General features: G+C 49.8%; 14 protein-coding genes. 12 read left to right on the top strand and 2 right to left on the bottom strand.

What is annotated here, in order from left to right; translation table 11 throughout:
• Positions 1-215 precede the first annotated feature (215 nt).
• The 9 genes from ACS18Q_RS16510 to ACS18Q_RS16470 are packed head-to-tail and all read left to right on the top strand — an operon-like array spanning position 216 to position 7,042.
• On the top strand, positions 216-614 hold the full coding sequence (locus ACS18Q_RS16510; protein ID WP_004727741.1) for a hypothetical protein: 399 nt from the start codon (positions 216-218) through the stop codon (positions 612-614).
• The gene (gene atpB, locus ACS18Q_RS16505) at positions 615-1,385 is read left to right on the top strand and encodes a F0F1 ATP synthase subunit A (protein ID WP_014258092.1); all 771 of its coding nucleotides are present in this window, start codon (positions 615-617) and stop codon (positions 1,383-1,385) included. It abuts the gene before it with no gap.
• 54 nt (positions 1,386-1,439) lie between these two features.
• Positions 1,440-1,676 (top strand): F0F1 ATP synthase subunit C, encoded by a 237-nt coding sequence (gene atpE, locus ACS18Q_RS16500; protein WP_004727739.1) that lies wholly within the window; start codon positions 1,440-1,442, stop codon positions 1,674-1,676.
• 44 nt (positions 1,677-1,720) lie between these two features.
• Positions 1,721-2,191, top strand: a complete 471-nt coding sequence (locus ACS18Q_RS16495; protein WP_038151913.1) for a F0F1 ATP synthase subunit B — start codon at positions 1,721-1,723, stop codon at positions 2,189-2,191.
• Positions 2,192-2,199: 8 nt separating this feature from the next.
• Positions 2,200-2,742: a F0F1 ATP synthase subunit delta gene (locus ACS18Q_RS16490; RefSeq protein ID WP_004727737.1), complete on the top strand. Its 543-nt coding sequence runs from the start codon at positions 2,200-2,202 to the stop codon at positions 2,740-2,742.
• A gap of 12 nt (positions 2,743-2,754) precedes the next feature.
• Positions 2,755-4,290 (top strand): F0F1 ATP synthase subunit alpha, encoded by a 1,536-nt coding sequence (gene atpA / locus ACS18Q_RS16485; RefSeq protein WP_004727736.1) that lies wholly within the window; start codon positions 2,755-2,757, stop codon positions 4,288-4,290.
• A gap of 30 nt (positions 4,291-4,320) precedes the next feature.
• A complete protein-coding gene (gene atpG, locus ACS18Q_RS16480; protein WP_004727735.1) occupies positions 4,321-5,181 on the top strand; it encodes a F0F1 ATP synthase subunit gamma in 861 nt (286 codons plus the stop codon).
• Between the two features lie 22 nt (positions 5,182-5,203).
• Positions 5,204-6,586: a F0F1 ATP synthase subunit beta gene (gene atpD, locus ACS18Q_RS16475; RefSeq protein WP_004727734.1), complete on the top strand. Its 1,383-nt coding sequence runs from the start codon at positions 5,204-5,206 to the stop codon at positions 6,584-6,586.
• 15 nt (positions 6,587-6,601) lie between these two features.
• The gene (locus tag ACS18Q_RS16470) at positions 6,602-7,042 is read left to right on the top strand and encodes a F0F1 ATP synthase subunit epsilon (RefSeq protein ID WP_004727733.1); all 441 of its coding nucleotides are present in this window, start codon (positions 6,602-6,604) and stop codon (positions 7,040-7,042) included.
• An 83-nt stretch (positions 7,043-7,125) separates the two neighbouring features.
• On the opposite strand, the gene arsB is transcribed toward ACS18Q_RS16470, so the two are convergent.
• Positions 7,126-8,151, bottom strand: a complete 1,026-nt coding sequence (gene arsB / locus ACS18Q_RS16465) for an ACR3 family arsenite efflux transporter (RefSeq protein WP_441258004.1) — start codon at positions 8,149-8,151, stop codon at positions 7,126-7,128.
• Between the two features lie 335 nt (positions 8,152-8,486).
• Here arsB and ACS18Q_RS16460 point away from each other — a divergent pair, with 335 nt between their 5' ends.
• Positions 8,487-9,401: a LysR family transcriptional regulator gene (locus ACS18Q_RS16460; RefSeq protein ID WP_004727731.1), complete on the top strand. Its 915-nt coding sequence runs from the start codon at positions 8,487-8,489 to the stop codon at positions 9,399-9,401.
• Positions 9,402-9,507: 106 nt separating this feature from the next.
• On the opposite strand, the gene ACS18Q_RS16455 is transcribed toward ACS18Q_RS16460, so the two are convergent.
• A complete protein-coding gene (locus ACS18Q_RS16455; RefSeq protein WP_441258003.1) occupies positions 9,508-9,843 on the bottom strand; it encodes a hypothetical protein in 336 nt (111 codons plus the stop codon).
• Between the two features lie 414 nt (positions 9,844-10,257).
• On the opposite strand from ACS18Q_RS16455, the gene glaH reads away from it, so the two are divergent.
• Together glaH and lhgO are read left to right on the top strand one after the other, a co-directional pair.
• Entirely contained in the window at positions 10,258-11,214 is a 957-nt protein-coding gene (glaH, locus tag ACS18Q_RS16450) for a glutarate dioxygenase GlaH (RefSeq protein WP_004727728.1), read from the top strand.
• Between the two features lie 105 nt (positions 11,215-11,319).
• Positions 11,320-12,555: an L-2-hydroxyglutarate oxidase gene (gene lhgO / locus ACS18Q_RS16445; RefSeq protein WP_143679501.1), complete on the top strand. Its 1,236-nt coding sequence runs from the start codon at positions 11,320-11,322 to the stop codon at positions 12,553-12,555.
• Positions 12,556-12,594: the final 39 nt, after the last annotated feature.

Genomic DNA, 12,594 nt, shown 5'->3' with positions numbered 1-12,594 from the left:
TAGGCTTCAAACCTTTCGAATGATGGGTGTATATTTTTTCGGACTCACGAGAAGGTTGTTTTCTCGGGTTACCATTATTCTGTGAATTATATTTATCATCGGAAATTTAAATCTGTGAATTTTAATTATCGAAATATTTTAAATTCAACAAAATAACGGTTTTTGTGAATTTTAATTATCAATTTGAAGTGTAATTTTAATTAACAAGGTGGTTTATGGAAGCAAGTATTACCAGCAATGCCATTATGGTGGCAGGCAAGCGGATACTGTGTGCTCAAGCAGCCCTAGGGTTGTTATTCATCGGATTTGAGTACGTGCGATACGGCACATTAAGCGCAGAATCTGCGTTTGTGGGTGTCGTGATCGCGGTGGTCCCGTCCTTGATCGGAATGTTACTGGCATCCATTAAATCGAAGTTCAAACCTACGGAGAGTTTGCGCGACTTAATGAACTTAAGCCGCAATATCAAAGTGATATACACCATCCTGATGTTTGTATTGACCTTTCGATTCATGGCTCTACGCAACATTGTGGTCTTGCTGGCGTTCTGTGTCACGATGCTTGGGCATTTTTTCACACCGATGTTCAAAGACAAGGCCGAAAGGAAAGCATAGATGGAGAAGGTTCAATCTGCTCATGATTACATTGAGCACCACCTGACCTTTCTTACCTCTGGCGAGGGTTGGTCGGGCATCAATATCGATTCCATGATCGTGGTTTGGGTGATGGGTCTCGCCTTCATTCTGGCGTTCCGCTTTGCGGTTAGCAAAGGAACTAAAGAAGTACCGGGTCGTTTCCAATGTTTAATCGAATTAATCTTTGAATTCGTGGACAACATGGTGAGTGAGATTTTTCTGGCCAAAGACAAGTTGATTGGTCCTCTCGCTCTGACGATATTTGTTTGGGTTCTGCTGATGAATGCGATCGATTTATTACCTGTCGATTTAGTTCCAGCAGTCACACGAATGATGGGAATTAGTCACTTTAGAGACCTACCGTCAGCCGACGTAAATATTACGATGTCGATGGCTTTGGGTGTATTCGTTTTAGTGATCTTCTATACGTTAAAAAACAAAGGTCTGAAAGGGTTTATTAAAGAGTTAACAACGCAACCTTTTTCTCATCCTTTGTTATATCCAGTTAACTTTGTGTTAGAACTGGTAACGTTAATTTCAAAACCTATCTCACTAGGTTTGCGATTATTCGGCAACATGTACGCAGGAGAAATGATATTTATTCTGATTGCATTGATGCCATGGTGGATGCAATGGGCACTGAGTGTTCCATGGGCATTATTCCATATTTTAATCGTCGTTCTTCAGGCCTTCATATTCATGGTTTTGACCGTTGTTTATTTGGCGATGGCTGTTGAAGAAAACCACTAATTTATTTCTTAATTTATTTAATTTTAACTTGTTGATTCAATTCTAGGAGTTGTTATGGATATCGTTAGCGCAGTTCTCTATGTAGCCGGTGCACTATTGATTGGTTTGGGTGCCGCGGGTGCAGCCGCAGGTATCGGTAACCTGGCAGGTAAATATCTGGAAGGTGTCGCGCGTCAACCTGACTTGACCCCAATGCTTCGTACCCAGTTCTTCATCATGATGGGTCTTGTGGATGCGGTACCAATGATTGGTGTCGGTATCGGTCTATACATCATCTTCGCCGTAGCGTAATTCGAAATTAATCGTCAAAAACACGTTATGAATGTGAGGGTGCTATGAATATCAATGCCACTATGCTCGGCCAAGCGATTTCGTTCGTGATCTTCGCGTGGCTCTGCATGAAATACGTATGGCCACCACTCGTCAAACTACTGGATGAGCGCCGCGCCGAAATTGCTGAAGGTCTGGCTCAGAAAGACAAAGCCGCAAAAGAACTTGAGCTGGCGAAAGCCAACGGCGCCACAGTGATTGCCGAAGCGCGCGAAAAAGCGCAGGCCATCATCGCGCAAGGTCAGCAGCGTCAGGACCAATTGGTCGCTGAAGCGGTGGAACTCGCCAGACAAGAAAAAGACCGCATCATTGCGGAGGGCAAGGCGGAAATCGACAACGAACGTAACCGTCTGCGTCAGGAACTGAAAGCGGAAATGGCTGACTTGGTGATCGAAAGTGCCAGCAAGCTGATTAGCCGCAATCTCGACAGCACTGCGAATCGCGATCTTGTGAACCGATTCATCAGTGAAATGTAGGAGGACGCATGTCTGACTTAACTGTCGTCGCTCAACCTTACGCCAAAGCCGCGTTTGATTTCGCCAAAGAAACCGACGCGCTGGACGAATGGCAGCAAATGCTGTCCATCGCCGAGATGATTCTGACTCAACCCAACACCATCCTGATCCTCAATGAGATGGATGATGACAGCTCTGAACAGCCGCTGCTGGAGATGATGCTGCAAGTGGGCGGTGAGTTTATGAGCCAGTACTTTCAAAACTTTCTGAAAGTGATGGCAGAGAATCATCGGCTCAAAGCGATGAGCGAAGTCCTGAGCCAGTTCCGTGATTATGTGGCGGAACTCCAACAAACCATGAATGTGACAGTGTGTACGGCCGAGCCGTTGGATGATGAGCAAGCGCTACAGCTGACTCAAGCATTAACACAGCGATTTGGTAAAACCATCACGCTGGAACAACAACTGGATCCATCCCTGGTAGGTGGTGTGGTGATTAAAGCCGGCCAAACCGTGTTTGATGGCAGCGTCATCTCAAATATCGGCCGCCTCTCGACCAACCTACATGTGTAATGGGGTAAAGAAATGCAATTAAATTCAAACGAAATCAGTGAATTAATCAGACAGCGTATCGTCAACTTCGATCTAGAAAGCGAAGCACGTAACGAAGGTTCTATTGTCTCTGTCAGCGACGGTATCATCACCATTCACGGCCTGTCTGACGTGATGCAAGGTGAAATGCTGGAACTGCCAGATAACCGCTTTGCACTGGCGCTTAACCTTGAACGTCACTCAGTTGGCGCGGTGGTCATGGGCCCCTATGCGGACCTATGTGAAGGCATGAAAGTCAAAGGCACCGGCCGCATTCTGGAAGTGCCTGTGGGTAACGGCCTGCTGGGTCGCGTGGTGAACACACTGGGTCAACCCATCGATGGTAAAGGTGCGGTCACATTCGATCGCATGGAACCTGTTGAAGTGATTGCACCGGGTGTTATTGACCGTAAATCGGTCGACCAACCGATTCAAACGGGCTACAAAGCCGTGGACTCCATGGTGCCAATCGGCCGTGGTCAGCGCGAACTGATCATCGGTGACCGCCAAACAGGTAAAACCGCGATGGCCATTGACGCCATCATCAACCAGAAATCTCTGGGCGTGAAATGTATCTACGTGGCGATTGGCCAAAAAGCCTCCACCATTGCCAACGTGGTTCGTAAACTTGACGAGCACAACGCGTTAGACAACACCATCATCGTGGTGGCTTCTGCTTCTGAAGCGGCGGCGCTGCAATACCTGGCACCTTACGCCGGTTGTACCATGGGCGAATACTTCCGTGACCGTGGTGAAGATGCACTGATCGTTTACGATGACTTGTCTAAACAAGCGGTCGCTTACCGTCAAATCTCCCTGCTGCTGAAACGCCCACCAGGCCGTGAAGCATTCCCGGGCGACGTGTTCTACCTCCACTCTCGTCTGCTCGAACGTGCAGCACGCGTGAACGAAGCATACGTAGAACGTGCAACAAACGGTGAAGTGAAAGGCAAAACCGGTTCATTGACTGCGCTGCCAATCATCGAAACCCAAGCGGGTGACGTGTCAGCGTTCGTACCAACCAACGTCATTTCGATTACGGATGGTCAGATCTTCCTGCAAACCCAATTGTTCAACTCCGGCCTACGCCCAGCGGTTGACCCAGGTATCTCTGTATCTCGTGTGGGTGGTGCAGCGCAAACTAAAGTCATCAAAAAACTGTCTGGTGGTATTCGTACCGCACTGGCGCAGTACCGTGAACTGGCCGCGTTTGCTCAATTCTCTTCCGACTTGGATGAAACCACACGTCGTCAACTTGACCACGGTGAAAAAGTGACTGAGCTGATGAAGCAGAAACAGTACTCACCGATGAGTGTGGCAGAGCAAGCCGTAGTGATTTTCTCGGCAGAGAAAGGTTTCCTGACCAACATCGCGCTACATGACATCGCTAAGTTTGAAGACGATTTGCTGTCTTACGCTCGCTCCAATGCGGCTGAACTACTGCAAACCATCAATACAACCGGTGACTACAACAACGAGATTGAAAGTCAGTTGTTTGCGCTGATGGAAGCGTTCATGGCACTGCAATAAGGGTATTGCATCACTCAGTAGGAGGCCTTTATGGCAAATACGAAAGAGATCCGCACCAAGATTGCCAGTGTTCAAAATACCCAGAAGATCACCAGCGCGATGCAGATGGTGGCCGCGAGTAAAATGCGCAAGGTACAGGACAACATGGAAGCATCGCGTCCTTATGCCATCAACATGCGCAAAGTGATCGGCCACGTATCATCCGGCACGCTGGAGTACAGCCATCCGTTCCTGCAAGAGCGGGAAATCAAACGTGTGGCGTACATCATCATCTCTTCAGACCGCGGCTTGTGCGGCGGTTTGAACTCCAACCTGTTCAAACAGGTGCTGACTGAGATGCAGGATTGGCGCGCCAAAGGCGTGGAAGTGGATACCACCTTGATCGGTTCAAAAGCCATTGGCTTTTTCCAATCGATGGGTAAATCCATCGCACAGACTTCCGGTCTGGGCGACAAGCCAAAACTGGAAGATATGCTGGGTACCGTGAACGCCATGATGGAGCACTACTCCGAAGGCAAAATCGATCGTTTGTATATGGTGTTCAACCAGTTTGTGAACACCATGGTGCAAAAACCAAACGTACTGCAACTGCTGCCATTTCCGAAAGAGGATATTGAGCGCGATAAACACAGTCGTTGGGATTACATCTACGAACAATCACCTCGAGACATCCTTGACCATTTGATTCACCGTTACGTGGAATCGCTGGTGTATCAGGGTGTGGTTGAGACTATCGCCTGTGAACAGGCCGCGCGTATGGTGGCCATGAAAGCTGCGACAGATAACGCGGGCCAACTGATTGAGAACCTGCAACTGGTGTACAACAAAGCGCGTCAAGCTGCGATTACCCAAGAGCTGAGCGAAATTGTTGCAGGCGCCCAGGCGGTTTAGAGAGAAATTTGAGGTTTTTATTATGAGTATTGGCAAAATCGTCAAAGTGATTGGCGCGGTTGTTGATGTGGAGTTCGAGCAGAATCAAGGCCCGAAAGTCTACGACGCGCTGAAAGTGGTTGGCGGCAACTCGTCACTGGTACTGGAAGTTCAGCAACAAATGGGCGGCGGTATCGTACGTTGTATCGCCATGGGTTCATCAGACGGCTTGAAACGTGGCATTCAGTGTGAAACCACTGGCGGCCCAATCACCGTGCCTGTTGGCGAAAAAACACTTGGCCGTATCATGAACGTGCTGGGTGACCCAATCGACGAATGTGGTCCGATTGGTGAAGAAACAAAATACGGCATTCACCGCGCTGCACCAAGCTACGAAGAACAAGCCAACAGCACTGCCCTGCTGGAAACCGGCATCAAAGTCATCGACTTAATCTGCCCGTTCTCTAAAGGCGGTAAAATCGGTCTGTTCGGTGGTGCGGGTGTGGGTAAAACCGTCAACATGATGGAACTCATCAACAACATCGCCAAAGCGCACTCTGGTTTGTCTGTGTTTACCGGTGTGGGTGAACGAACCCGTGAAGGGAACGACTTCTACTACGAAATGAAAGAAGCTGGCGTTCTGGACAAAGTGGCCATGGTGTACGGCCAAATGAACGAGCCACCGGGCAACCGTCTGCGTGTGGCGCTGACCGGTTTGACCATCGCGGAACGTTTCCGTGATGAAGGCCGTGACGTGCTGCTGTTCGTCGATAACATCTACCGTTACACCTTGGCGGGTACCGAAGTATCAGCGCTGCTAGGTCGTATGCCTTCTGCAGTAGGTTACCAACCCACCTTGGCGGAAGAGATGGGCGTGCTGCAAGAACGCATCACCTCAACCAAGAGCGGTTCGATCACGTCTATCCAAGCGGTATACGTTCCTGCGGATGACTTGACCGACCCATCACCTGCCACCACCTTCGCGCACTTGGATGCGACCGTTGTACTGTCACGTAATATCGCAGCACTGGGTTTGTACCCAGCGATTGACCCATTGGATTCCACCTCACGTCAGTTGGATCCACAAATTGTGGGTCAAGAGCACTACGATGTGGCTCAACGTGTGCAGATGACGCTGCAACGCTACAAAGAGCTGAAAGACATCATCGCGATTCTGGGTATGGATGAGCTGTCTGAAGAAGACAAACGTTTGGTGTCTCGTGCACGTAAAGTGGAACGTTTCCTCACTCAGCCTTACCACGTGGCGGAAGTGTTTACCGGTCAATCCGGCGTGTTTGTACCGCTAAAAGACACCATTACTGGTTTCAAAGCGTTGCTGGATGGCCAGTACGACGATATCCCAGAACAAGCATTCTTGTACTGCGGCACGATCGAACAAGTACTTGAAAAAGCCAAAACAGTTTAATTGGCAGGAGGCAACATGGCGATAGCTGTTACACAAAACACGTTTCAACTGAACGTAGTGAGTGCCGAAGGCACGTTGTACTCTGGCCCAGCCCATGGCCTGGCCATCGCCGGTGCTGACGGTGAGCTCGGCATTCGCCCGGGCCACTCTCCGCTGATCAGTAAGATCAAACCGGGCGTGGCACGTATTGTCGGTGACTTGCACAAACCAGAAGAGATTATTTATGTCTCTGGTGGTTTGGTGGAAGTCCAACCGGATGCCGTGACCGTTCTGGCCGATACCGCATTGCACGGGAAAGACATCGACCGCGCACGTGCTGAATCAGCACGCAAAGCCGCAGAAGAGAATATTCGTCACCACGGTGATGATATCAGCTTCGCGCAAGCGCAGATTGAACTGACCAAAGCGCTGGCACAGCTACGCGCCGTTGAACTGGCAATGCAGACACGACGCTAAGCGAAACGCTGGAAGCCAACTGAAAAGGCACGCGCACTTCGAATCATCGAGTGACGTGCCTTTTTTATTACCCGCCATTCTGACTACGCCGCAACGTCAAACCAGCCGCGCGTGCGGTTCACAAACCACACCAGTGAGAGCATCACCGGCACTTCCACCAACACGCCAACCACCGTTGCCAGCGCGGCTCCCGAATGCAAGCCAAATAGCGATACCGCCACAGCCACCGCCAATTCAAAGAAATTCGAGGTGCCAATCATGCAAGCAGGCGCCGCCACATTGTGAGGCAGCTTCATGCGTTTGGCCGCCCAATACGCAATCGCAAAAATAGCGTAGGTTTGGATCAGCAGCGGAATGGCAATCAGCGCAATGGCTTCCGGACGCGCCAAAATCGTCGGCGCCTGCAAACCAAACAGCAGCACCACTGTCGCCAACAAGCCAACAATCGACCACGGTTTCATGGTGGCAAGGAACTGGTTCAAGCGAGTGTGATCGCCGCCTTTTTCGAGTTGACGTCGCACAATCGCCCCAGCCACCAGCGGGATCAAGACATACAGCACCACCGACAACAGCAAGGTATTCCATGGCACGGTGATGTCCGTGACGCCCAGCAAGAACCCCGCGATCGGCGCGAACGCAAAGATCATGATGATGTCGTTAATGGACACCTGCACCAAGGTGTAATTCGCATCACCTTTGGTCAGTTGGCTCCACACAAACACCATCGCCGTACACGGCGCGACGCCCAGTAGAATCATCCCCGCGATGTATTCGCTGGCGGTTTGCGGGTCGACCCAATCAGCAAACAGCCCTTTGAAGAACAACCACCCTAAAAACGCCATGGTGAACGGCTTGATCAGCCAGTTGATGACCAGCGTCAGCACCAAACCTTTGGGTTTCTTGCCCACATCCTTTAAAGATGAGAAATCAATCTGCACCATCATCGGAAAAATCATCAACCAAATCAGCACCGCCATCACAATGTTCACGTGCGCCCATTCCACACTGGCAAGGGTCGCAAACGCTTGTGGCGCCACGCTGCCCAATCCAATCCCGCCCAAAATGGCGAGCCCAACCCACACGGTGAGATACCGTTCAAACAATCCCATTTTATCCTCCAAACCCCTTGATGTTGGCGGTGAAACCACGCCAAAAGACGTTCACAGCCATCGCAATCATGGCCCTACTTTAACGCCGATTTAAATATATGGAAAGCCATATATATGAAAATTCATATATTTAAAATCCACCATTCGTGTAGGCGATAAATGCTGCATGTAAAACGACTCGATGCGGGTCCGAAGACATTTGAGCGATGCCCCTAAACTGTGAGCCTCCACTGATCTTGAGCATTTAAGCGCATGAAATGCCTCATCGCGTTTGAATTGCGACGATGTATCTATAAATTAGATTAAAATAGCCCTACTCATCGAAAAATATAATTATGGAACTGAAACGCCTTCAATACTTCGTTGCGCTCGCGGCCAATGGCAATTTCACCAAAACCGCCGATCAGCTCAATATTGCCCAATCGGCGCTGAGCGTCAGCATGCAAAAGTTAGAAAAAGAGATTGGCCTGAAACTGATTAATCGCACCAATCGCCAGATTCAGCTCACATCCGATGGCATGCGATTGTTATTCCATGCGCGACGCATTTTGGAAGATGTCGCCTTAGCCGAAATTGAAATGGACGAACTCAAAGGGCTCGAGCGCGGCAAAATCGACTTTGGCGTGTCGGCGATGCTCGGCTCCTACTTTTTCCCCGAAGCATTAGCAGCGTTTACGGAAACCTACCCCAACATTCGCATCCATATTCAAGAACATGGCACGGCGACACTGGAAAAAATGCTGCTAGAGGGTGCGTTGGATCTGGCGTTTGTTCGAACCGACCAACCCCTCGAGCAACTTCGCTATGTGGCGCTGTGCCCGGAAGAAATCGTCGCCTGCGTGAATAAAAGTCACCCCTTTGCGCAGCGTTCCGAAGTGTCGCTGGAGCAATTTTGTCAGCAGCCGCTGATCCTGTTTCGGGATGGTTATTTATTGCGAGAAGCCATCAGTCGTTATTGCAGAAATAATAACATCACGCCCGATATCCGCTATGAAACCAACCTGATTGAATTGGTGAAAGCGTTATTGAAAAAAGACATCGGCATTAGCACCTGCCTGCGACGCATTATTCACGACAATGAACCCTTGGTGTGCGTGCCGTTTAATCCGCCAATCAAAGTTGAATTTGGCATCGGCTGGAAAAGCAGTCATTACCTCTCCAACGCCGCGCGTGCTTTCCTGAAATTCATGGAAGATTGGCACAAGACGAATCATCATCAAACCCACCTTCAAGACACCAAGCTTTCTTGAAGCCGCTCGCACGGGATTCTGGCGAGCTTGCTGTCATCAACCAACACAAAAAAAACAGCCCCTCGGTGAAGCACACGGAGGGGCTGCGGTTTATTTCGGGCGCTCGTTAATCTGTGCGAGCGTTCAGCACTTGCCGACCTTTGAGTTGATTGAGCGCCGCAATCATCGCAATCCCGATCGTTGCAGCGATATTGATCATATCGCTATCGAGCAAGGCCAATGCCAACGCGCCAATAAACAACATCGCTCGCGCCCAAACGGACAAGGGATGAAACAAGCGACCTTCAATGCTACCCGCAAAGGACACAATGAGCGCCAACGTATAAACCACCGAGAGGACGAACGGCACCAACGCAAACTCATGCATCCAGATCAGTGATCCATGAGCCATCATGATGGGGATTAAGAAGAAGCCTTGCGCCAGTTTAATGGTGTTCTTCATTCTCATCCTCACATTTTTTATCGGTATGGTTCCTCAAAAAAGCTTTTACACAGCATTAATAACTCTAACAAACCGAATCTCTGCTTTTGAGAGACCAACAAATAAATGTCGATGAAAAAAAGCTGCAAACAGGCAGCTTCAATATCAATCGATGATGAAACACATCGATTTTATTAATAAATGGTGAGTAAACGACGTATTCATCCTCAACATCGCCATTTATCATCAATTAAATAGATTGAAATTATATTTTCGATATATTGATTATATAACAACAATTCAGTTACCTTTTCATAACAGCAACCGCAACAAGAAAGCAGCGTGCTTACCCCAATTGCCTGCACGGCTGAAAGCTCATTCCAGCACAAGGCGAACACGGAACCCCTCTTGACATGAAAGGATAGGAATCACTCTATGAGACTGGAAACAAAAGACGCCGAAGTGACCGCACAACACGCATTCACCGTACAACCGCACCCAACCAATCCACGCCTGCAAGTGGTAACACTGGCACGCAGCTTATTGGAAAAGTTTAATGACCTGACGTGTGAGTGGGATCTTCAATCGATCGAATACAAACCGTTTCTTCGCTTTGCAGTCGCCGATGCGCTCGACAAAGCGTCGGATTACCAACTGGGTTCGCAGCTCAAGCGCATCATTGATGACCGTGACCAAGGGGCGTTTCTGCTGGAAGCCGACAAAGACGTGCAAGCAGAATTTGAAGATACCGAAACGCAACGCCGTTATTTCGTCAAACTCTCGACCGCTATTTCGCACCTGATTGGTTTGCCTAACTTCGATGCGATGTACGGCAAGTATTACGCGCGATTCACGGTGAAGAACGTCGACAACAGCGACAGCTATTTACGCCAAGCACATCGCCGAATGGAACTGCACAACGACGGCACGTACGTCAATGAACGTACTGATTTTGTCCTCATGATGAAAATGCATGAAAGCCACATGGAAGGCGGCGATTCGCTCCTTCTGCACCTCGACGACTGGCAAGACTTGGGCAAGTTCTACAACCATCCGATGGCGAAACAAGACATCACGTGGGGCGCGCCGCCAAGCAAAAACACGGGCTATGACATTGCGCACCCCGTCTTTTTTGAAGAGGATGCCGACGGCAAACCGCACATGCTGTTCATCGACCAATTTGCCAAGCCGAAAAATGTGCGTGAAGGCTTGTACCTGTATGAAATGGGCGAATCACTTGAGCACGATCCCGCATGTTTTAATGTGCGCGTGAACGTCGGTTCGATGCTGGTGATCCATAACCATCGCTGGCTGCATGGGCGAGACAAATTTGTGCCGCATCCAGAGCTGAGCCGCGAATTACTTCGCCAACGCGGTTATTTCTCGCGCTAATCAACCGCCTCAAGCAGCACACAGGCTCATACCGAGCCTGTTCAAACCCAACGATAATTATCAGCCCGTGGTCCGACACGGGCCAAGCTATTTGGAGATTTGTACATGGAGCAGTCGTACGACTATGTCATTGTTGGCGGTGGCATTGTAGGGATATCCACCGCGTGGCAACTCAAACAACGTCATCCCCACGCGCGTGTTCTGGTGGTCGAAAAAGAATATGACGTGTCCATGCATCAAACTGGGCACAACAGCGGCGTGATTCATGCGGGGGTTTATTATCAACCCGGCAGTCTGAAAGCACGCTTTTGCCGCGAAGGGGTCGAAAAGACGATTCAATTCTGTCAAAAACACCACATTCCGTATGAACAGTGTGGGAAGTTGCTGGTTTCCACCAATCCGGTGGAATATCAACGCATGCAAGCACTCTATGAACGCTGCGCGCAGAACGGCATTGAAGCGGAGCTGTTGAGCGAAGCACAACTGCGTCAACGTGAGCCCAACATCACCGGCAACGGCGCGATTTATGTCAAATCGACCGCGATCGTCAATTACCGCTTGGTGACGCAAAAAATGGCCGACGAATACACCGCCATTGGGGGCGAATTGAGCTTAAAAACCGAAGTGCTCGATATCGAAGAAACTCCCGAGCAGATCAGGCTTCGCTGCCAAATCGGCAATCAATCTCACACGTTCCGCACGCAATTCTTAATCAGTTGCGCAGGCTTGATGGCCGATCGCATCACGCGCATGCTCAACATCGATACCGATTTTCAGATCGTGCCCTATCGCGGCGAATATTACCGTTTACCAGAGAAACACAACCGCATCGTCAATCACCTGATCTACCCGATTCCCGATCCTGACCTACCGTTTCTTGGCGTGCATTTAACACGTATGATTGATGGTAGCGTCACGGTCGGGCCGAATGCAGTGCAAGGCTGGAAGCGAGAAGGTTACGGCAAAATCAACCTGTCGCTGCGGGATATCAAAGACATGCTCACCTTCCCCGGATTTTGGAAAGTCACCCGCAAGCACCTGAAAACTGGATTGGTTGAAACGTTCAATTCGTGGTGGAAACCGGGCTACCTAAAAATGGTGCAGAAATATTGCCCCACCTTGAAGGTCAGCGACTTGCAACCTTATCCGGCTGGCATTCGCGCCCAAGCCGTGATGAAAGATGGTTCACTGGTGCATGACTTTCTGTTTGCAGAAAGCCCGCGCTCACTGCATGTTTGCAATGCGCCATCGCCCGCCGCAACCTCTGCCATTCCCATCGGCCATTACATTTGCGATAAAGTCGCCGAAAAAACGGGCACTTCATGGTCTGACGCGGCCTAAAATGCGGCTCACGTGAAACCTCCGTGAATTCAAGCGCAG

The organism is Vibrio sp. Vf1514, assembly GCF_052076135.1.
Taxonomy (GTDB): Bacteria; Pseudomonadota; Gammaproteobacteria; order Enterobacterales; family Vibrionaceae; genus Vibrio; species Vibrio furnissii.
Note: the sequence above shows the minus strand (reverse complement) of the source record. Positions and strands in the feature narration are given on the sequence as shown.

Coding starts and splice junctions, on each gene's coding strand:
- ACS18Q_RS16510 (WP_004727741.1), top strand. CDS start 216: ATGGAAGCAAGTATTACCAGCAATGCCATTATGGTGGCAGGCAAGCGG.
- atpB (WP_014258092.1), top strand. CDS start 615: ATGGAGAAGGTTCAATCTGCTCATGATTACATTGAGCACCACCTGACC.
- atpE (WP_004727739.1), top strand. CDS start 1,440: ATGGATATCGTTAGCGCAGTTCTCTATGTAGCCGGTGCACTATTGATT.
- ACS18Q_RS16495 (WP_038151913.1), top strand. CDS start 1,721: ATGAATATCAATGCCACTATGCTCGGCCAAGCGATTTCGTTCGTGATC.
- ACS18Q_RS16490 (WP_004727737.1), top strand. CDS start 2,200: ATGTCTGACTTAACTGTCGTCGCTCAACCTTACGCCAAAGCCGCGTTT.
- atpA (WP_004727736.1), top strand. CDS start 2,755: ATGCAATTAAATTCAAACGAAATCAGTGAATTAATCAGACAGCGTATC.
- atpG (WP_004727735.1), top strand. CDS start 4,321: ATGGCAAATACGAAAGAGATCCGCACCAAGATTGCCAGTGTTCAAAAT.
- atpD (WP_004727734.1), top strand. CDS start 5,204: ATGAGTATTGGCAAAATCGTCAAAGTGATTGGCGCGGTTGTTGATGTG.
- ACS18Q_RS16470 (WP_004727733.1), top strand. CDS start 6,602: ATGGCGATAGCTGTTACACAAAACACGTTTCAACTGAACGTAGTGAGT.
- arsB (WP_441258004.1), bottom strand. CDS start 8,151: ATGGGATTGTTTGAACGGTATCTCACCGTGTGGGTTGGGCTCGCCATT.
- ACS18Q_RS16460 (WP_004727731.1), top strand. CDS start 8,487: ATGGAACTGAAACGCCTTCAATACTTCGTTGCGCTCGCGGCCAATGGC.
- ACS18Q_RS16455 (WP_441258003.1), bottom strand. CDS start 9,843: ATGAAGAACACCATTAAACTGGCGCAAGGCTTCTTCTTAATCCCCATC.
- glaH (WP_004727728.1), top strand. CDS start 10,258: ATGAGACTGGAAACAAAAGACGCCGAAGTGACCGCACAACACGCATTC.
- lhgO (WP_143679501.1), top strand. CDS start 11,320: ATGGAGCAGTCGTACGACTATGTCATTGTTGGCGGTGGCATTGTAGGG.